Source organism: Neorhizobium galegae, assembly GCF_017877055.1.
Classification (GTDB): Bacteria; Pseudomonadota; Alphaproteobacteria; order Rhizobiales; family Rhizobiaceae; genus Neorhizobium; species Neorhizobium galegae_D.
In genome coordinates this window covers 89,813-108,973 of sequence record NZ_JAGIPG010000001.1, presented here as the reverse complement: position 1 = coordinate 108,973, position 19,161 = coordinate 89,813, and the positions used below count along the sequence as shown (strand labels likewise).

The 19,161-nt window shown below is 62.4% G+C and carries 17 protein-coding genes and 2 pseudogenes; 5 read left to right on the top strand and 14 right to left on the bottom strand.

Translation table 11 applies throughout. The features are described 5' to 3' along the window. Positions 1-638: 638 nt before the first annotated feature. From J2857_RS00520 to J2857_RS00490, 7 genes are all read right to left on the bottom strand, one after another. Entirely contained in the window at positions 639-1,697 is a 1,059-nt protein-coding gene (locus tag J2857_RS00520) for a dienelactone hydrolase family protein (RefSeq protein WP_210008058.1), read from the bottom strand. Beyond that, on the bottom strand, positions 1,694-2,428 hold the full coding sequence (locus tag J2857_RS00515) for a FadR/GntR family transcriptional regulator (RefSeq protein WP_210008057.1): 735 nt from the start codon (positions 2,426-2,428) through the stop codon (positions 1,694-1,696). Before J2857_RS00515 ends, J2857_RS00520 begins: the two co-directional genes overlap by 4 nt. 34 nt (positions 2,429-2,462) lie before the next feature. Next, positions 2,463-3,221, bottom strand: a complete 759-nt coding sequence (locus J2857_RS00510) for an ABC transporter ATP-binding protein (RefSeq protein ID WP_210008056.1) — start codon at positions 3,219-3,221, stop codon at positions 2,463-2,465. Further along, positions 3,218-4,075 carry an ABC transporter ATP-binding protein gene (locus J2857_RS00505; protein WP_210008055.1) on the bottom strand — a complete coding sequence of 286 codons (858 nt, stop codon included), beginning with the start codon at positions 4,073-4,075 and terminating at the stop codon, positions 3,218-3,220. The genes J2857_RS00510 and J2857_RS00505 overlap by 4 nt, the downstream gene beginning before the upstream one ends. A gap of 26 nt (positions 4,076-4,101) precedes the next feature. Next, positions 4,102-4,986 (bottom strand): ABC transporter permease, encoded by an 885-nt coding sequence (locus J2857_RS00500; RefSeq protein WP_432420148.1) that lies wholly within the window; start codon positions 4,984-4,986, stop codon positions 4,102-4,104. A 22-nt stretch (positions 4,987-5,008) separates the two neighbouring features. Beyond that, positions 5,009-6,025, bottom strand: coding sequence for an ABC transporter permease (locus tag J2857_RS00495; protein WP_210008053.1), 1,017 nt, complete (start codon positions 6,023-6,025; stop codon positions 5,009-5,011). Between the two features lie 67 nt (positions 6,026-6,092). Further along, positions 6,093-7,697, bottom strand: a complete 1,605-nt coding sequence (locus J2857_RS00490; RefSeq protein ID WP_210008052.1) for an ABC transporter substrate-binding protein — start codon at positions 7,695-7,697, stop codon at positions 6,093-6,095. A gap of 414 nt (positions 7,698-8,111) precedes the next feature. Here J2857_RS00490 and J2857_RS00485 point away from each other — a divergent pair, with 414 nt between their 5' ends. The 4 genes and pseudogenes from J2857_RS00485 to J2857_RS00470 all read left to right on the top strand — a co-directional run. Beyond that, positions 8,112-8,861, top strand: coding sequence for a hypothetical protein (locus J2857_RS00485; protein ID WP_210008051.1), 750 nt, complete (start codon positions 8,112-8,114; stop codon positions 8,859-8,861). Between the two features lie 131 nt (positions 8,862-8,992). After that, positions 8,993-9,268, top strand: coding sequence for a DUF6522 family protein (locus tag J2857_RS00480; RefSeq protein WP_210008050.1), 276 nt, complete (start codon positions 8,993-8,995; stop codon positions 9,266-9,268). A 141-nt stretch (positions 9,269-9,409) separates the two neighbouring features. Further along, the gene (gene ubiT / locus J2857_RS00475) at positions 9,410-9,892 is read left to right on the top strand and encodes a ubiquinone anaerobic biosynthesis accessory factor UbiT (RefSeq protein WP_210008049.1); all 483 of its coding nucleotides are present in this window, start codon (positions 9,410-9,412) and stop codon (positions 9,890-9,892) included. Between the two features lies 1 nt (position 9,893). Next, positions 9,894-10,960, top strand: a pseudogene (locus J2857_RS00470) (nitric oxide reductase activation protein NorD); the annotation flags it as partial. 66 nt (positions 10,961-11,026) lie between these two features. Here the strand turns inward: J2857_RS00470 and hemN are convergent. After that, positions 11,027-12,376 (bottom strand): oxygen-independent coproporphyrinogen III oxidase, encoded by a 1,350-nt coding sequence (hemN, locus tag J2857_RS00465; protein WP_210008048.1) that lies wholly within the window; start codon positions 12,374-12,376, stop codon positions 11,027-11,029. Positions 12,377-12,636: 260 nt separating this feature from the next. Between hemN and J2857_RS00460 the strand changes: the two are divergent. Continuing rightward, positions 12,637-13,481, top strand: a pseudogene (locus J2857_RS00460) (NnrS family protein). A 51-nt stretch (positions 13,482-13,532) separates the two neighbouring features. Here the strand turns inward: J2857_RS00460 and J2857_RS00450 are convergent. The 6 genes from J2857_RS00450 to J2857_RS00425 form a co-directional block, all read right to left on the bottom strand. Continuing rightward, positions 13,533-15,149, bottom strand: coding sequence for a copper resistance CopC/CopD family protein (locus tag J2857_RS00450; protein WP_210008045.1), 1,617 nt, complete (start codon positions 15,147-15,149; stop codon positions 13,533-13,535). Between the two features lie 31 nt (positions 15,150-15,180). After that, a complete protein-coding gene (locus tag J2857_RS00445; RefSeq protein WP_210008044.1) occupies positions 15,181-15,708 on the bottom strand; it encodes a YcnI family copper-binding membrane protein in 528 nt (175 codons plus the stop codon). Positions 15,709-15,932: 224 nt separating this feature from the next. Continuing rightward, the gene (locus J2857_RS00440) at positions 15,933-16,319 is read right to left on the bottom strand and encodes a hypothetical protein (RefSeq protein WP_210008043.1); all 387 of its coding nucleotides are present in this window, start codon (positions 16,317-16,319) and stop codon (positions 15,933-15,935) included. A gap of 221 nt (positions 16,320-16,540) precedes the next feature. After that, positions 16,541-17,386 carry a metal ABC transporter permease gene (locus tag J2857_RS00435; RefSeq protein ID WP_245362960.1) on the bottom strand — a complete coding sequence of 282 codons (846 nt, stop codon included), beginning with the start codon at positions 17,384-17,386 and terminating at the stop codon, positions 16,541-16,543. Further along, on the bottom strand, positions 17,383-18,243 hold the full coding sequence (locus J2857_RS00430) for a metal ABC transporter permease (RefSeq protein WP_210008042.1): 861 nt from the start codon (positions 18,241-18,243) through the stop codon (positions 17,383-17,385). Before J2857_RS00430 ends, J2857_RS00435 begins: the two co-directional genes overlap by 4 nt. Then, on the bottom strand, positions 18,240-19,145 hold the full coding sequence (locus J2857_RS00425; RefSeq protein ID WP_210008041.1) for a manganese/iron ABC transporter ATP-binding protein: 906 nt from the start codon (positions 19,143-19,145) through the stop codon (positions 18,240-18,242). Before J2857_RS00425 ends, J2857_RS00430 begins: the two co-directional genes overlap by 4 nt. Positions 19,146-19,161: the final 16 nt, after the last annotated feature.

Here is a 19,161-nt window from a genome sequence, read left to right as displayed (position 1 = left end):
AGCCTTCGCGCGGCACGCTCAAGCTCGGCCAACATTCTGGAGCCCGCGCAGTCGCCTGCCGTGGTTTTCAAAGATCGGAGAGCCCACACGAATGCGGAACCTCAATAGAGTTTAATAGGTGGCTCCGCATTCGCGTGGCCTTCGGCGTCTTTTCGGGGCTTCCGGCCCCTACAGGTGATCACCTGGCCTCGCTGCATGGCTTCGTTCGCGGCTTCCTTTCGGGAAACCTAGCCACTTGCACGGCTCAACCGAACCCGGCCCGGTGGCCAGGGGGAGGCTTGATAGGAAGGCTTGCCTTTCAGCGCACCCTCCATGGCTTTCACCTCCCTCACCTTCCCCGCACGTTACGGATCCAATGAGGGCGCCGGCCTCCGCCTGCCCGCGAACGTCTCGCGAAACACTCCGGCGACGGAAGCGGGGGGATTGTAGGCATGGGATGGGAGGCCGTGGATGATGAGGTGGTTAAGTTGTTGGAGATGCTGGGCGGAGGCGATGAATTGTCCACGGGGCAAAACCGAAGACAGCATTGAAGGGCGTGCCCCGCGATGCCACAGGCGCAATCGCGGCCGTTCAGAAGGACTGCAGAGGAAGCGGGCCAGCCCCATCCAACCCGCATTTCACGAAGGACTTGCCTTACCTCACATCACCCGCGCGAGCCAATCCATCGCATGGTCCTGCTGATCGATGGGAAATGCATGGGCGGCCCCCTGCCACAGCCGGGTTTCGATGCTTCGTGCGGCATCCGCCGCCGCCCATATCGCGTGCATCTGTTCATGCGCCGCCAAAGCCGTCGCTTTCGGAAAATGCTGGTCTTCGGCGCCGCTGAAGACCAGCGCGGGTTTCGGCGCCGCCAGTCCGGCGAAATGCGGATAGTCCAGCTTTCCCGCGATCTCAGGATGCAGCATCGTGAAGGCGGATTGGCCGCGAAGCTGGTTGTTCCCCGGCTGCATGAGGCCCTGGAGCGTCCCCATCCAGCCACCGGCGACGCAGGCTTTCACGTCGCCCGAAAGTGCGGCGAGCTGCCAGGCGCGTGAACCGCCCATCGAGTAACCGAAGCTCGCGACGCGGCGGGCATCGATACCGGGCAAGCGGCACAACAGGGCAAGCGCCTCCATATCCTCGCGCAGGATGACCGAGGCGTAGGAAACTCCGAACTGCATGAGGTTGGCCGCCAGCGCCTGCTGCGCTTCGTAACCGTTGCCTTTCCGGCTTCCCCAGCCGAGCGTATCGGCGCAAAGCACCGTATAACCGCGCCGGGCGAGTTCATTGCCAACGTGGCGCCCGCCGTAGAGCTTTGCCGTCCAGTGGTCGATATCGGCAGCGATCTCCGCGGTCTCGCCCGGGCGGCGGATCAGTTTCTCCTTGCCGATCGAAAAGAACGAGCCGTGGTCGTGCAGCAGAAGTGCCGCCGGTGTCGGAACGTCGTTATCCGGCCGAAGCAGGTAGGCGCCGGTGGTTTCGCCGTTGGAGAAACGAAGCTGCAGTTCCTGGCCTCTGCAGCCGTCTTCGTTCCATTCCCTCACCACGGAAGCCTGGGCAGGGGTTATGCTTTCGACATCGAGTGCCGCGCGGACCCTTTCACGGATCCGTTCTCTCCAGGCTGCGAAATTGTCCTCTGCCGGATCAAAATTCCATCCGAAAGAAAGGGCGTCGCGAAGCCTCACGGCCAGGCTCGACATATTGTCGCCATCGATCATGGCGCATTCCGCGACCGCGCGATCAGCCGGTCACGGCTATCGGACAGGTGCTTGCGCATCGCCGCGCGGGCACCCTCGACGTCCTTGCCTTCGATCGCCAGGAAGATCGCCTTGTGCTCGTCGTTGACGCGCTGAAGGTGTCCGGCGAAGGTTTCGTCATCGACCTGATGCGCCTGCATGCGCATGCGCGGCATCAGCGTTTCACCGAGATAGTTGAATATGCCGATGAAGTGCTCGTTCTGGCTGGCGGCCGCGACAGCGCAGTGAAATTCGAAGTCCGACTGCGTACTGCGGTCGAGCTGCCTGATCGAGCGGTCCATGGATTCAAAGGCAGCGTGCATGGCCGCGATATCGGCTGCTGTCCGGCGCTCGGCGGCGAGAGCCGCGGATTCGGATTCGATGCCGATGCGCAGTTCGAGGCCCTTCAGCACGCTTTCGACCCGCATCATATTTTCATCGGCGAGCCGGAAAGGCGTGACGCCGGCATCCTCGCGCACGAAAACGCCGATGCCGTGGTGGATGGACACGTGCCCGCTTGCCCGAAGATTGGCGATCGCTTCCCGAACAACCGTCCGGCTGACGCCCAGTTCGTCGATCAGCGCCTTTTCCGTCGGAAGCTTGGACCCGCGCGGATAGTCCCCGAGCTTGATGCGCTCGGCGATCACGCGCACCACCTGCGAACTCAGGGTCTCCCTGCGGCGCCAGGTGGCAGATGGGGCTTCGGCTGTCATCGGGGGCACCTCCATGGCATCTCAGACGCGGAACTCAGACAGCGTGGTCGTATTCGAGGCTCGCCTGGATCAATTCGCGGGCGTAGGGATCCTTGGCTTCACCCGTCGCCAGCACGTCTCGGCTCATCACCTCGACCACGCGGCCATGCTGCATCACCGCCAGCCGCTCGCACATATGATCGATCACCGCAAGGTCGTGGCTGACGAAGAGATAGGTCAGATTGCGTTTTGCACGCAGATCGGCAAGCAGATTGAGCACTTCCGCCTGCACCGAGACGTCGAGCGCCGAGGTCGGCTCGTCGAGAAGCAGGATGCGCGGTTCGAGGATGAGCGCGCGGGCAATCGCCACGCGCTGCCGCTGGCCCCCCGACAATTCGTGCGGATAACGCGACAGGAAGGCCGGATCGAGGCCGACATCGACCAGAGCCCGCTCCATGCGTTCGACCTGGCGGTCCATGCGATGGATGCGGAGCGGCTCCTGAAGCGCGGTGCGGATCGATTGGCGCGGATGGAGCGAACCGTAGGGATCCTGGAAGACCATCTGGACCGTGCGGCAATATTCGACAAAAGGCATGTCGTTGACCGACCGTCCCTCGAGCTGGATGTCACCCTCCCAGACATTCAGGAGACGGGCGATGCAGCGCAGGATGGTCGACTTGCCAGAACCAGATTCGCCGACAAGCCCGAAGGATTCGCCGGCCTCGACCGAAAAGCAGACATCGCCGAGAATACGCTTCTTCGCAGAGCTGTAACCCAGATCGATCGAGAGATTGCGAACGTCGATGGCGGTCATGCGCGCACCTCTTTGGTCTCCTGGGAGATGACTTCGCGGTTGAGGACCGGAAGCGGCCGGCGAGCGCCGCCGATATGCGGCTGCGCGGCAAGCAGGCCTTGCGTATAGGGATGCGTGCAGTTGCGCATGTCCCGGGCCGCCCGTTCCTCGACGACCTCGCCATGGCGCATGACCAGAACCCGGTCGCAGAAATTGCGCACCAGGTTGAGGTCGTGGCTGATCATGATCAGGCCGATGCCCTTGTTGGTCACCAGTTCGTTCAGGATGTTCAGGACCTGCATGCGCACCGTCACGTCGAGCGCCGAGGTCGGCTCGTCGGCGATGATGATCTGCGGTTCGGGGATCAGCATCATGGCGATCATGATGCGCTGGCCCATGCCGCCCGAAACCTCATGCGGATAAAGGCCGTAGACACGTTCGGGGTCGCGGATTTTTACCGCTTCCAGCATTTCCAGCGTCTTCTGCCGGGCGACCTGCGTCGAGGCCTTGTAGTGAACACGATAGGCCTCGGCGATCTGGTCGCCGACGCGGTGCACCGGGTTGAGCGAGAATTTCGGATCCTGGAGGATCATCGAAATGCGCCGGCCGCGGATCGTCAGCATCTGCTTTTCGCTGGCGGAGATGAGGTCGATGCCCCCGAAATCCATCCGGTCGGCCTCGATCTTCGCGGTCGGCAGCAGCTTCAGCAGCGCGCGGCCGATCGTCGACTTGCCGGAGCCGGACTCGCCGACAATGCCGAGCCGCTCGCGGCCGAGATCGAAGGAGACGCCCTTGACGACGGTGTTGTAGGCCCGGCCAGCGCGATAGCTGACGCGGAGATTTTCGACCTTCAGGAGTGCCTGGCTGTTATCCATGAGGGAATCCTAACACTGTTTCGGGCCTATCTTTGCTTGGGATCCAGCGCGTCGCGCAGGCCGTCGCCGAGAAGGTTGAAGGCAAGGCTGACGAGCAGGATGGCGCCACCCGGGAAGGCGACCAGCCACCAGTTGTCGAGCATGTAGCGCCGACCGGTGGCGATCATTGCGCCCCATTCGGGAAGCGGCGGCTGGGCGCCGAGACCGAGGAAACCGAGGCCGGCCGCCGTCAGGATGACGGTCGCCATCGAAAGCGTGATACGCACCAGGACCGACGGCAGGCACATCGGCATGATCGACTTGATGATGATGCGCAACGGCGATGCCCCCTGCATGCGCGAGGCCGAGATATAGTCGGCACCGCGAAAGGTCAGCGTTTCGGCGCGTGCGAGGCGGGCGATCGGCGGCCAGGCGGTCAGCCCAATGGCGATGATCGCATTTTCGAGGCCGGCGCCCAGCGCCGCCACGAAGGCGAGCGACAGGATGAGGCTCGGGAAGGACAGGAAGATATCGGTGATCCGCATCATGATCGTGTCGTACCAGCCGCCGAAATAACCGGCCGTCGTGCCGACCAAAAGCCCGATCGGACCGACGATGACCGACACGATGGTGATGATCGTCAGGCTGATGCGCGTGCCGTAGATGATGCGGCTCATGATGTCGCGGCCGAGTTCGTCGGTCCCGAACCAGTGTTCGGCGCTCGGCGGCTTCAGCGTGTTGCCAAGATTGATGATATTCGGATCATAGGGCGCAATCAGCGGTGCTACGATCGCCGTCAGGACCAGGATGGTGATGACCACGAGGCCGAAACCCGAAGACGGGTTGCCGAGGAGCTCGCGGATGACGGCGAGCAGACGGCGGAAGGCCGAGTTGGGATTTGAGCGCTTACCGTTCATGGCCACGTCCTGCATGTCGAGAGATTGAGCTGCCATGTCACCGCGTCCTCGGATCGAAGATCTTGTACAGCGCGTCGGAAAGCAGGTTGAGCGCGATGAAGATGATACCGACCAGCAGCACGCAGGTCATCACCGCGTTCATGTCGCCGATCAGCATGTTGTTGGTGATGTATTGGCCGAAGCCCGGCCAGGAGAACACCGTCTCGATCAGCACCGCCCCTTCCAGCAGGCTGCCATAGGCGAGCGCCACGATCGTCACCAGCTGCACCCGGATATTCGCGAAGGCGTGGTGCCAGATGGTGCGGCCCTTCGAGAGCCCCTTCACCCGTGCCGTGGTGACATATTCCTGGTTCAACTGGTCCAGCATGAAGCTGCGCGTCATGCGGGTGATATAGGCCATTGAGGAATAACCGAGGATGCTCGCCGGCAGCAGCAGATGATTGACCGCATCCCGGAACACTTCCCAGTCGCCGGCAAGGATCGCGTCGATCAGCAGGAAGCCCGTCGTTTCCGGCACCAGGCCGATATAATAATCCGACAGACGGCCGCCGCCGCCGACCAGATCGAGCGCCGCATAGAAGATGATCAGGCCGATCATGCCGGTCCAGAAGATCGGCATCGAATGCCCGATGAGGGTCAGGAAGCGGATGACGTGATCGACCGGCCGGTTGCGGCGCACGGCTGCGAGAATGCCGAGCGGAATGCCGAGGCCCGCCCCGACGATGATCGCGAATGTCGCAAGCTCGATCGTCGCCGGCATGACATGCAGGATGTCGTTGATCACCGGCTGCCCGGTCCGGATCGAAGTCCCGAAATCGCCGTGCAGCAGATCGCTCACATACCGGAAAAACTGCTGGTAGAGAGGAAGGTTCGCACCGATCCGTTCCGCCACCATGTTGTATGTGGCCTGGTCGGCCTCTTCGCCGACAATGGCGCGGACCGGATCGACCGGCATCAGCCGTCCGATGCAGAAGGTCAGGATCAGCAGCCCGACAAGGGTTGCCAATATGGTGCCGGCCTGCCGCGTGAAAGCGGTGAAACGCTCGTTGTTCATGAGGCTTCCTCAAAATCGTACCGGACGCCGCGGCGGCATCAGCATTCTACGCCGCGGCAGCCGACGATTATCGTTCTTTCTTGACCGTGCGAAGCTGGGTCGACCAGGACGGGTTAAGTTCGAGACCCTTGATGTCGGCCCGGAAGCCGACGCTGTCCACCACTTCGGAGAAGGGCTGGATCGCCGGGACGATATCCGCGTAATAGGTCTGGATGTCCTGGTATTGCTTGATCTGCTTGTCCTTGTTGCCTTCAACGAGAGCGTCATCGATCATCTTGTTGATCTTCTCGTCATAGAAAGACGTGCGCCAACCCTGGAAGTTGGTGAGCTTCGCCTCATCCGCATTGTTGGGATTGTAGACGATGGCGCGGAAGTTCGAGTCCGGATGCGGCAACTGGCCGCCGCCGCCGCGGCCGACGAGAAGCTCATATTTGCGTTCGCGCATCGCGCCGTAGATCTGGTCGCCGGAGCCGGTGACGATCTCGGCCTTGATGCCCGCCTGCGCAAGCGTCGCCTGGATGGCAGTCGCAAGGCTCATGAACGGCACGTCGGAAATGGCGCGCAGCGTGGTCGAGAAGCCGTTCGGATAACCGGCCTCGGCAAGCAGCGCCTTGGCCTTTGCGACGTCGAGCTTGTAGCCCGCATTCGGAAGAGCGCCGAAGATGCCTGCAGGAACGGGACGATCGCGCAGCTTGCCGAAATAGGGCAGCACGCTGTCGTTCAGGCCCTGGTAATCGATGAGATAACGCAGCGCCTCGCGAACCTTCGGCTTCTGGAACTTCTCGTCCTTCATGGAAACGGCGAGATAGTAGAAGCCGCTGCCGCCATTCGTCTGGATCTTGACATCCTTGCTGCTCTCGAGCGCCTTCAGGTCCGCTGCCGACATGGAAAAGGCGATGTCGATATCGCCCTTTTCGAGCATCAGCCGCTGGCTTTGCGATTCAGCCAGATGGCGCATCATGATCCGGCGCATGGCCGGCTTCTCGCCCCAGTATTTCGGGTTCTGCTCGAGCGTAACGCGCTCGTTCGACTGCCACTGGCCGAGCGTGAACGGACCGGAGCCGGCGGAGTTATTGGTAAGCCACGCCGCACCCAGGTCACCGTTCTTGTCGTGCTCCATGACCGCCTTCATGTCGAGGATGGAGCCTGGACCGACGATGCCGAGCGTCTGTACGATGACCTGCGGATCGACCTTCTTCGGCAGCTTGACGACAACCGTGCCGTCGTCCGGAGTGGTGAAGCTTGCATCGGCATTGGCCGCAGAGAAACCGTGGGTCTTCAGGAATGACGCCTGTGCCAGGTTGAGCTTCATCAACCGCTTGAAGGACCAGACCACATCCGCCGAAGTGACCGGGTTTCCGGAAGCGAAGGTCGCCCCCTTGCGCAGCTTGAAGGTGATCGAGCCGTTGTCGTCGGCGATCGTCCAGCTCTCCGCCAGCTGCGGATTGACCTGGGCGCGATTGACGGCGTCGAGCGCCACAAGGTTATCATATATGTTTGTGAGAACCTGTACGGTCTCCTTGCCGGTGATGGCAGCGGGATCGAGCGTCAGGATATTGGTCATCGAAAAGCCGACGACCAGCATGTTGGGCGGGGTTTCGGCATAGGCGGGCTGGAAAAACAGGGTGGAACCGAGCAATACCGGCCCCATCAATCTCATTAGCGGCTTCATGGCCGTCCTCCCTTGGGTTGCCGGTCTCCTCCCGGCAAATAGATAGTGACAATCCAAGAGATATGATGTCTTACGACACGTGTCAATCCGAAATGCCGCTTTCGCCGACTCCTGGCGAACCCGCTGTCCGGATGTCACGGAAGTGGAATTAGGCCGCGAGACTGCCTCCTGCCGGTTCGATGGGCGGTCCTGTGTTGGAGAAGCGGGATCGGGAAGAATGCTGTCAGGAGGAGGCCGACGAAGTGGCGGACTGTCGTTGGGAACTTATGTTTCCGTTCGCTGAAGAGATGCAGGAAAACGGTCCGGCGCAGTCGTGCCAAATCCATTGATTTTATCGGGGTGCCTGAGAGCTCGGCAATTGGTAGTGATTGTCAATGCCCTGGGGCCTCCACCTCAAACAAGGAAACTGAGCTTATGCCCGACATGCCCACCGACACTCTCCCGGCCCGCCTCGCGAATGCCATTTGCAATTCCATCCTGTCGAGGACAGTGCTTGATCCGGAGCCGTTTCTCGGGCTGCCGCTGGCGGAAGCCTATGCCGTGCAGCGGGATGTGTTTCACGCCCTCGGCCAGCCGTTCAAGGGCGCCAAGCTCACCCTGAAAGGCGATTTCTGCCAGAGCGCACCGCTTCTGTCCGTCAATGAAGAAACCAGTCATGCCCATCAGCCGGGCATTTCGCTCGAAGTGGAACTCGCCTTCGTGCTCGGCAAGGATGTCGTGGCCCGCCACGGCGAGGTCGCCCGCCAGGATATCGTCGATGCGATCGGTTCGGTACGGATCGGCGTGGAGCTTCTCCGCAGCCGGTATCAAGGCGGATCCCGTGGCGATCCGGCCCTCGCCGCCGCCGACATGATGAGCAATGTTGGTTATGTCCTCGGCCCGCCGCTGGACCGGAGCCTGCTAGACGAAGGCGCATCGATCGGCCAGCTGTCGGTTTTCATCGACGGACAGTCTGGATTCGACAAGCCGGCAGCGCACGCCGATGGCGACCCGCTGAAGACGATGGTCGTGCTGGCGAACCAGAACCAGCTCTCCTCTTTCTCTATGCTCAAAGCCGGACAGGTGATGACGACGGGCACGTTGTGCGGACTGATCCCGATTGCAGAACCGGGCAGGATCGAAGTGAACATGGGCGGACAACGGTTCGTTCTCGACCTGATCTGACGCGATCTCCGAGGGTTTTGCGATGACACCTTTCGTGCGCGTCGGTATGGGCATCGCTCGGTCTCGGAGAGGGCCTCCTCGTGACAACCGTGACAATTGCAACTAAGCCTTCATGGACCTGAGGAAGAGCGATGCATATCGAACGCGACCCGAACGGCGACTTCATCCTGGAATCCGGCGAGATCGCCGCTCGGTTCGGGCTGTCTCGCGACGATTTCCGGCAGAGAATCCGTCAAGGTCTCGTGACGAGCACGGTAGAGCGCGGCGAAGCTGAGGATATCGGAACATCCCGCCTGAGCGTTCGTCTCGGAAACCGCCAGTGGCGCGCCGTCCTGAACAGCGAAGGCGAGGTTCAAAACGAAGCCGTGACCTTTGTTCGGGGGAGAGGGCGATCCGGCGGATCTTGAGGCCTATGCGGCCGACGGTCGCCGCGCTCCAATCGGCTCTCACGGGTCTCTCGGAAGAACCCTCATCCTCTTTGCGCCAGCTCAAACACGGCCGCTCCCTTAGCCGATAGCCTGTGCCTGCATTTCAGCAGAATGCATAAAATGGAATTCCCCGACTTGCTCGCCATCCCCTTGAACTACATGCCACTTGCGGCGATCGAACGAGCGGCAGGACTGCTGTTTGAGCGCGTCCTGAAGGAACATCCGGACCTGTTCGAAAGGCTGAGCGCGTACATGGCGAAGCGCTTTGCCTTTCTTCCGGGCGACCTGCCTCTCGCCTTCATCGTGGAGCCGGCCGGGCCATCCATCCGCGTCATGCGCAAACCGGCGATGCGGGACCTGGGGGATGCCTCCGTCGAAGGGCCGCTCTTCCTACTGCTTGCCCTGCTTGAAGGCCGCTGCGATGCCGACGCGCTGTTCTTCTCGCGCGACCTTTCCGTCACCGGCGACATGGAAGCGATGCTGGGGATGCGCGATGCCCTCGATGGCGCCGACATCGATCTGCCACGCGACCTGTCGAGGCTCGCCGGCCCTCTTGCGCGCCTCTTCGGACGGATGGGACGGATATCCGGCGCCGTGCACTGAAGAACGAGACGTCCTCATGGAACTGATCTGCCCCGCCGGAACGCCGACCGACGACAAGCCCGAGGAGGACGGCAAGGCGGCCGAGGATCTCGACGAAATGGTTCTCGGACGCCGGAAGGAGAGCCCCTCTTCCCGTTTCCACTTCGATCTCGATCTTCCGCCCGAAATGGTCGACCTGAAGGAAATCGCCTCCGAACTAACCTATCCCGAATGGGACTACCGGAAGGCAACCTACCTGAAGAACCATTGCCGGTCCTCGCCGTCCCGACGTCGGCAAGCGGCGATCACCTGGAAACATCGGAAGACACGAAGGCGCTGGTGAGGAAGGTGCGCAAGCAGTTCGGGATCCTGCGGCCGCGCCAGGAAATGCTCAAATCGCAACTGGACGGCGTGGAACTCGATCTCGATGCCGTCGTCCGGCGCAGGACCGATCTCCTGGCCGGAGGAGAGGCCACGGATCGCATCCACGTGGCAAGCCGGGCGCGCACGCCCGATCTCGCGGTCACCATTCTCGTCGACGTGTCCCTCTCGACCGATGCGTGGATCGACAACCGGCGGGTCCTGGATGTCGAGAAGGAGGCGCTGCTCGTCCTCGCGCAAGGTCTGAGCGCCTGCGGCACGGATCACTCGATCCTCACCTTCACCTCCCGCCGCCGCTCCTGGGTGCGGGTCGAGACGGTGATGGAGTTTGACGAGCGGCTTTCGCCAGCCGTCGAGGATCGGATCGCCGGCTTGAAGCCCGGATATTACACCCGCCTTGGAGCCGCCCTGCGGCACGCCACCGCAGACCTCGCCAAACGCCCCAACTGGACGCGGCTGCTTCTCGTGCTGACCGACGGCAAGCCCAACGACATCGACCACTACGAGGGCCGTTTTGCGATGGAAGACAGCCGCCGTGCCGTGCAGGAAGCAAGGCGCCTCGGCGTCAACGTGTTCGCCGTGACGGTGGACAAGGATGCGAAATCCTATCTGCCGACGATGTTCGGTCGCAACGGCCATGCGGTCGTCGGCGATATCTCAAAACTTCCGGCGGCTCTGCCCGCCATCTATCGCGGCCTGACGGGATAAGGGGTCCCGGCCGCGCGGGAGGTCCGGCTCGGCGGACTGCCGGACCTCCATTTTCCGTTCTGAATCCTATGCCGCCTTGCTGAAGGACCTGCCGCTCTTGTTCAGATAGGCATCGAATGCGGAGGCTGCGGCTCTGACGATGAACCGGTGATCGTCCGAGACGCGGATATTCCCGCCCTGACGCTCGATCAGTCCGTCCCGCTCAAGCTCATCCAGCCGATCATTGCGCAGCAGAAGATCGGCATCGAAGCCGTGCGCCGCCGCATGTGCAGCGACATCCACCGCGAAATCGCACATCAGCCTTTCGATCACCTCGCCGCGCAAACGGTCTTCCGGTGTGAGGCGATAGCCCTTGGCGACCGGCAGTTCGCCTTTCGACACCCGGGTCGCATAGAGGCCGGGCGGAACCTCGTTCTGGACATATCCCTGCGGCAGCCGGCCGATCGAGGAGGCACCGAGCCCGATCAGGGCCTCGCAGGCATCTGTAGTGTACCCCTGGAAATTCCGGTGCAGCCGGCCTTCGGCCTGCGCAAGCGAGAGGTCGTCGCCGGGCAGGGCGAAATGATCGAGGCCGATCCGGACATAACCGGCCGCCACCAGCGCGTCTGATATCGCGGATGCCTGGAGCGCGCGCTCCCGCACGTCGGGAAGTGCCGCCTCGTCGATGAGCCGCTGGTGCTTCTTGAAACTCGGTATATGGGCATAACCGAAGACGGCCAGACGATCCGGCCGCATGGCGACGGCGGCTTCGACGGTCTCGACGCAGGATTCGACGGTCTGAAACGGCAGCCCGTAGATCAAGTCGAAGTTGATCGCGTTGATGTCGTTACGGCGCAGGTGTTCGACCGTCTCCATCGTCGTTTCGACGCTCTGCATGCGGTTGATCGCCTTCTGGACCTTCGGGTCGAAACTCTGGACGCCGATGCTTGCGCGGGTGACGCCCGCCTCCCCGAGCGCGTCCGCCATCTCCCCGGTCAAGGTTCTCGGATCGATTTCGACCGCCGCATTGACGACCCCCGCGAAACCGAGACGGTTGCGGAACGCATCCATCAGCGCGATGAATTCCTCCGGCTTGATGATGGTCGGCGTGCCGCCGCCGAAATGGATTTCCCCGACGCTGAAACTGTCGGCTCGAGCGGATGCCAGAAGCTCGATCTCCCGGTGCAATGTTTCGATATAGTCGAGAATAGGCCTGTCACGCTCGGTGATCGTCGTGTGACAGCCGCAATACCAGCACATCGATCGACAGAAGGGGATGTGGATATAGAGCGAGGTCGGCTGTCCGTCCGGCAAGGCCTTCAGCCAGGCCGGATAATCAAGGGCGTCGAACTCCGCGCTGAAGTTCGGAGCCGTTGGATAGCTCGTGTAGCGCGGCAGTCGCGCATCGCCATATTTCTCGATTATCGCTGCGGACATATCGGCTCCTTTGCAGTTTTCATCGGAGAGCATTAGCTGCCCGTCGCCGGCGTCTCTTTGTGCGAAATCAACGACAGTAGGCCCTTTCTGCGAAATATTTGTCCCGACGCAAATTTCGTCGATCGCGCCGCTGCTAAATCATCAAGGTGGCCGGGATCGGCCAGGCCGCTGCACCAGCTTGAAAGGCCCGGAACACACCATGTCGGATATTGTGGGTCACCGGCAGGCTGGCGATACTTTTGTCCGACTTTATCGGCATCATGGCCGCAATCTTCGCCGACAGTGTCTTTTTGCCCCTCCTCCTGTTCATCTGCGTGCGCGAGGTGGTCGCTGGCCGGAAATGGAAGGACCTGAAGGTCGTCGCCGGCCTGATCGCCCTCTCCGCTGCAAACCTCCTCTATCATCTGGCCGTAGTCGGCGGGCAGCATCCATCCGTGGGGATCAAGCTTGCCCTCTCGGCTTATACCGCAATGATCCTCATCGTCGGCGGACGAATCATCCCGAGCTTCACCCGCAATTGGATCAACAAGACCGGTCGGACCGATTTTCCAGCCGTCTATGACCGGTTCGATACGGCTGCCATCCTGTGCGGGGTCGCCGCCCTGGCCGCCTGGGTCATTCTGGACGACGGCAGGCTCGTCGCCGGGATAGCAGGGCTGGCGGCAGTCATGCATGCGGTTCGGCCCGCACGCTGGCGGGGCTGGACGACGACCGCGGAAATGCTGGTGACGACCCTGCATATCGCCTGCCTGTTCGTGCCGCTGGCATTCCTTGCGATCGGCCTTGCAGCCGTGAACGTCTTCGACGAGACCTCGGCTTTCCACGTCCTCAGCGTCGGAACCGTGACCATGATGATGCTCGCCGTCATGACAAGGGCGAGCCTAGGCCATACCGGACGAGTGCTACCGCATCACGAACAACAGTCGCTTCCTATGCAGCAATCGTGCTCTGCGCCCTTCTGAGACCAGGCGCCGACCTCTTTCCGGAATTTGCGAGCCTTATCTATTCGCTGTCCGGTACTGCATGGCTTGCCGCCTTTGGCCTCTTTGTTCTCGAATACGGGCCGATGCTGATCCGCGTGCGGCGGCGGGTGGCGGAAGGGTAGGATGCTGGTTACGGCCGCTCCGCTCGGGGCGGAGCGCCAGGCCAACCAGGGTCAAGGCGCGATTTCGACCTCGCCCTCCATTCTGGTCATCTCGAAATCGCTGATGATCACGTCAAGGCGAAGTCGCCACCGCCCGGGAACGGGAAGCGCGATATCGGGCACCGTCCAGCCGTCCTTGCCTTGCTGGGCCCGGCGCCTGATCGGCTCGATCTCCGCCCCCGGGTTCGACAGCACGACCGTCACTTCCTGAGGATCGAGCGGAGATAGATCGCTTTTGACGATGGCTGCGGATATCGCGATCGCTCCTACCCTGTCCGGCGTGATCCTGACGTCGGCCACGGCCTTGCCGGTCTGCAGCTTAGCCACGACAGTCCTCTGGACTTCAGCGATCAAGGTGCGTGGGGGCGGCGTGAAGCGCCACGTGGCAGCCACCGCGAAGATGAGGAGCAGAACGGCGGTTTCCGCGGCGATCGAACGAACGAGCAGACGGATCGCGGTCGGCTCCCCCTTTTTCGAACCGGCCGTGAGCTTCCATCGGTTGACGGCCGCCAGGGCAAACAGCAGGACGAGCAGCCCAAGCTTTATGAGGAATACGATCCCATACGCCGTCGTAACCAGTCCAGCCGGAGTGCGGACTTGAACGACGGCGAGCACACCGCCGGCCAAGGAAAGAACCAGGACGGCCCATGGTATGAAGACCGAGAAGCGGTGCAATGCCGCGCCGGCCGCTTCTCCGCCTCTTCTGAACTCGGCCAGAAGCGGCAGCAGTGCACCGGCCCAGATCGCTATGGCCGCGACATGCAGGAAAACCGCGGGGCGCATCAGCCATTGCGGGTCTGCCGCACTCGCATGCCCGCTGAGGCAGAGGGCAAAAGCCGCAGTCATGAGAGCCGATATCGATATCCAGCGCGCATCCCGGCCCCGGCCGCTGGCCAGAGCGAGCCCTGCAAGCGCCAGGGCCGCGGCCGCAAAAATGACCGTCGGTCCGAAACTCGTGGCCATTCCCGCCTTCCAGACAGTCGGAGTGAAGAGCCGCGAAACGGGCTCGCCCACCGTGTCGAGGCCCTGAAAGCCCGCCGAAAGCAGGGCACCTGCAAAGCCGGCGCCAAGGGTAACCACAATCTGCCTCAGCGCCTTCCCGGAGCCGTCCGCGAACCAGTTGATGGCAAACGCGCCGCCGACCCCTAAAAAGAGGCCGACATAGAGCGCGACCTTGCCAATCCAGAGACCGGCGCAGACCGGCCAGTCAATATCGGCAGCAGCCCCCCGAGGGTTGGCGTTCGGCTGCCCGATCGAGAAGACGACCGAGCCGCCGATCGGGTGACCATCTTCCGAAACGACGCGCCAGGAAAGGAGGTAGCTCCCGTCCGAAAGGTCGCCGGGCGGCGTGATCTCAACCGTCCTGTCCTTCAGGACGAAGCTCCCGAGAGTGACCGTCCTGCGGTCCGGGCGCGTGAGCTTGAGACTGGTCGGCGAGACGGGCTCGCTGAACGTCAGAGTTATCACGCGCGGGGCCGTGGACACGACCGAACCATCGCTCGGCTCGGTCGTGTTGAGGGAGGCATGGGCGGATGCCGCCGCCGCCATGGCCAACCACAGCAGGATCGCAGAGACGAACCGCTGCAGAGTGCCGGTCTGTGAGAGTGCCTTGTAGCAAAGCGGCGTCATCGGCCTTCGTGCTCCCGGGTGGATCGATCGCTTAGTTGCCGGTCTTCTGAAGAAGCTTTACCCCCGGGGCGGGGAGTTCGAGGTCCGACGCCTTCTGACCTGCGGCCGGCACTTCGATCCAGCGCTCCTTGAGGCCTTCCGAGCATTCCTGGATCACCGGGAAATAGAGCATGTCGCCGGCTTTCAGATCGGCCGCAATCGTGCCCCGCAGAACGAACTCGTCATATTCGTCGTCGCCGAGGCTGCCGCCGCTCCAGACCACTTCCTTGACACCTTCGGTGACAGGAGAACCGTGATTGTCATAGGCCTTTGCATAGGCACCCTTGACCTTGTCGAGCGTCCAGCCGGCCTTCGGCTGCGGCTTGACACCATAAAAACCCTCCGGAATCTGGACGCGCACGGTGTTCGTGGGCTTGCCCTCGCAACCATGCGGGACGCGCAGCACCGCCTTGTAGGTCGACCCTACGGGGGCTTCCTTTCCTTCCAGGGTGACATGCGCCAGAGCGGCGGTGCTGCCGACCACGAGGATGGCGGCGGTTGTGGTGATTTTCTTCAACATGTGACTCTCCATGCTTGGCCGCGCATTGGACGGCCTGATCTTCGGGTGACGGGCAGGCCAGGAAGGCGCCGGTCCGGGGATGGATTGATGGTTTGAAAAGGCGATCCTGCCCGTGCTCCGATACGGCCGGAGGCCCAAGGCCCGATGCACGGCCTTTGCCGCGTCATTGCCGTTTGACGGAGCGAGTTTACGGAACAGAGCGCCCGACTTGGCGCGCTTTGCGATCAAGCAGCCCGAGGCGGCGCGCGAGGATTTCCGGGGGAGGTCTCGGGGCGTTCGAAGGGACCTGTGTCCACTTCGATCGGAACCGGTCTGGAGTTGGCCTCCAGCCGGTTGCTCAGAAAATTGTCGGAAAGTTGCGGTGCGAGTACCGGAGCGAGAACGCTGCACGCCTGCGTGCAGCACTCGGGCAGTTTCGGGCCGTCCTTGTGATCGGATTGGCCGCTACCGCCGGCATGGGTAATGCAAAGCGGGTTTCCAAAATCATCGACGACGGGAGCCGCGACCGCTGAGCCGAGAAGGACGGACCCAAGCACCATCTGCACGACGAGCGCGTAGGCCGCGATCGACGCGAGCACAACACTCCAGGCTGGTGCTCTGCGGTTTTTCACGATCCCCTCATTGGTTGCGGCCAGCCGCGGATGTCGATCTCGACGCCTGTTATTGGCACGGCGCAGTCAGGTCTGTCTATGCGCCCTTCCGCCACAGCGTTCTTTGATGCGCGTCAACTCCCGGCCTGTGTGGAGCGGTTGGCGCTTGTCCTGCGGCTGGTTGAGCACGCATCCCCCGACTGGCAGCATGACGGGAGAAGGGCGTCTGGCCCTCCCCGCTCCTAGATCGTTTCGGTCGCCTCGATCCGGGCCGCCTTGCGAGTGGCGTGGATGAAGGCGAGCACAAAACCGATCGCCAGCAGGAGCACGATTGTCGGGGCCGGGGCGCTGTCGATGAAGAAGGACAGATAGACGCCGCCGAACGAACCGGTCACGGCAATGGCGACGGACAAGACCAGCATGGTGCTGAACTTGCGGGTCAGCAGGAAGGCGATGGCTCCCGGCGCGATCAGCATGGCAATCGAAAGAATGATGCCGACCGCCTGCAGGGCACCGACGATCGTCAGCGAGATGAGAGCGAGAAGACCGTAGTGCAGGAAATTGACCCTCAGTCCCACGGCCTTTGCCTGCGCCGGATCAAAGGCGTGCAGCAGGAAGTCCTTCCATTTCACACCGAGAATGCCGGCCGTGATCGCCGCGATGACGGCCGCCTCGCCAATGTCACGCCAGGAGACGCCGAGCATGTCGCCGAACAGGATGTGATCGAGATGCACGTCGGACTGGATCTTCACATAGAGGACGAGGCCGAGCCCGAACATGCCGGCGAACACGATGCCCATCACCGTGTCCTGCTTGATGCGGCTGTTTTCCTTCAGGAAGCCGGTGGCGATGGCGCAGAACATGCCGGCCACGAAAGCGCCGATCGCAAGGGGCATGCCGACGATATAGGCGATCACCACGCCGGGAAACACGGCGTGGCTGATCGCATCGCCCATCAGCGACCAGCCCTTCAACACAAGGAAGCAGGACAGAAGCGCCATCGGCACGGCCATCAGCACCGAGATCACCAGCGCATTGACCATGAAGCCAAACTGGAAGGGTGAAAGAAGCATATCGACGATGATCATGGTGCCGTCTCCAGTGCCTGGGCTGCCCGCCTGCGGGCCGCCAGCATCCCGTGCTTCGGCGCCAGGAAGAATGCGATCAGGAAGATTGCCGTCTGCAGCACCACGATGATGCCGCCGGTCGCCCCGTCGAGGAAATAACTCGCATAGGCGCCGACAAAGCTGGTGATCGACCCGATGATCACCGCCAGAACAAGCAGGCGCGGGAAACGGTCGGTCAGGAGGTAGGCTGTCGCCCCGGGGGTGACCACCATACAGACGACCAGGAAGGCCCCGACCGTCTGGAGCGCCGCGACCGTCGAAGCCGACAGCAGGCTGAAGAAGACGATCTTGAGCACGGTCGGATTGAGGCCGATCGAGCGGGCGTGGCTCTCGTCGAAGAAAGTGACCATCAGATCCTTCCATTTGACGAGCAGAACAGCCAGCGACACGAAGCCGATGATGGCGAGTTGCAGCGTGTCCTCGGGCGTGATGGCGAGGATGTTGCCGAGCACGATCGTCTGGATGTTCACCGCCATAGGCTTCAGCGACACCATGAACAGCCCCAGCCCGAAGAAGGAGGAGAAGATCAGGCCGATGATGGCATCCTCCTTCAGTTTGGTACGATGGTTCAGGAAAAGCATCGCGGCCGCGGCGAGCCCCCCGGAGAAAAACGCGCCTATCGAAAAGGGAAGTCCGAGCATATAGGCGGCTGCAACGCCGGGAACGATCGAGTGCGAGAGCGCATCGCCGATCAGCGACCAGCCTTTCAGCATCAGGTAGCAGGAAAGAAAGGCGCAGACACCACCGACGAGGGCGGAGACCCACATGGCATTCAGCATGTAGCTGTAGCTGAAGGGTTCGATAAGGACGGCGATCATTCGCGGCCTCCGCCTTCCTCGTCCGATGCCCGGTTAGTCGCCTTCCCGCCCCGAAGCACCAGGGGCCGCTCATCGTCGCTGATCAGGCCGATCGACGTCGGCCTTCCGTTCTGAGCCGCGCTGAGCACAAAGTGACGCAGCACGCCGCCAAAGGTCTTTTCCAGGTTTTCCTGCGTGAAGGTCTCGACAGTCGGCCCGTAGGCGAGCACCGTGCCCTTGATCAGGATGGTCCGGTCGCAGAATTCCGGCACTGAGCCGAGATTGTGCGTCGAGACCAGCATGACGCGGCCCTCGTCGCGCAACTCGCGAAGCAGGGTGATGATCTGGTCCTCCGTCTTGACGTCGACGCCGGTGAAGGGCTCATCGAGCATGATAACGCGGCCGTCCTGCGCCAGTGCACGGGCCAGGAAAATCCGCTTCTTCTGCCCGCCGGACAGCTCTCCGATCTGGCGCTTGCGGAACTCGCTCATGTTGACGCGGGCAAGCGCCGTTGCCACTGCCTCGTGATCGGCGGCTTTTGGAATGCGCATCATGCCCATATGGCCGTAGCGGCCCATCATGACGACATCCTCGACCAGCACGGGAAAGTTCCAGTCGACCTCTTCCGACTGCGGCACATAGGCGACTAGGTTCTTGCGCAGCGCCTCCTTGACCGACATGCCGAGCACCCGGATGTCGCCTTTCGCCAGGCGCACAAAGCCCATGATCGCCTTGAACAGCGTGGACTTGCCGGAGCCGTTGACCCCCACCAGCGCGGTGATCGTACCCTGCGGGATGCGGAAGCTCGCATCCCGCAGGGCCGTATGGCCATTGCGGTAGGTCACGGTCGCACCATCGACCATGATTCCCTCCTCCTCAGAGCCAGAAGAGGCATGGATCGGCCAACCGGGTTGAGCATTCATTGGTAACATCCTCTTG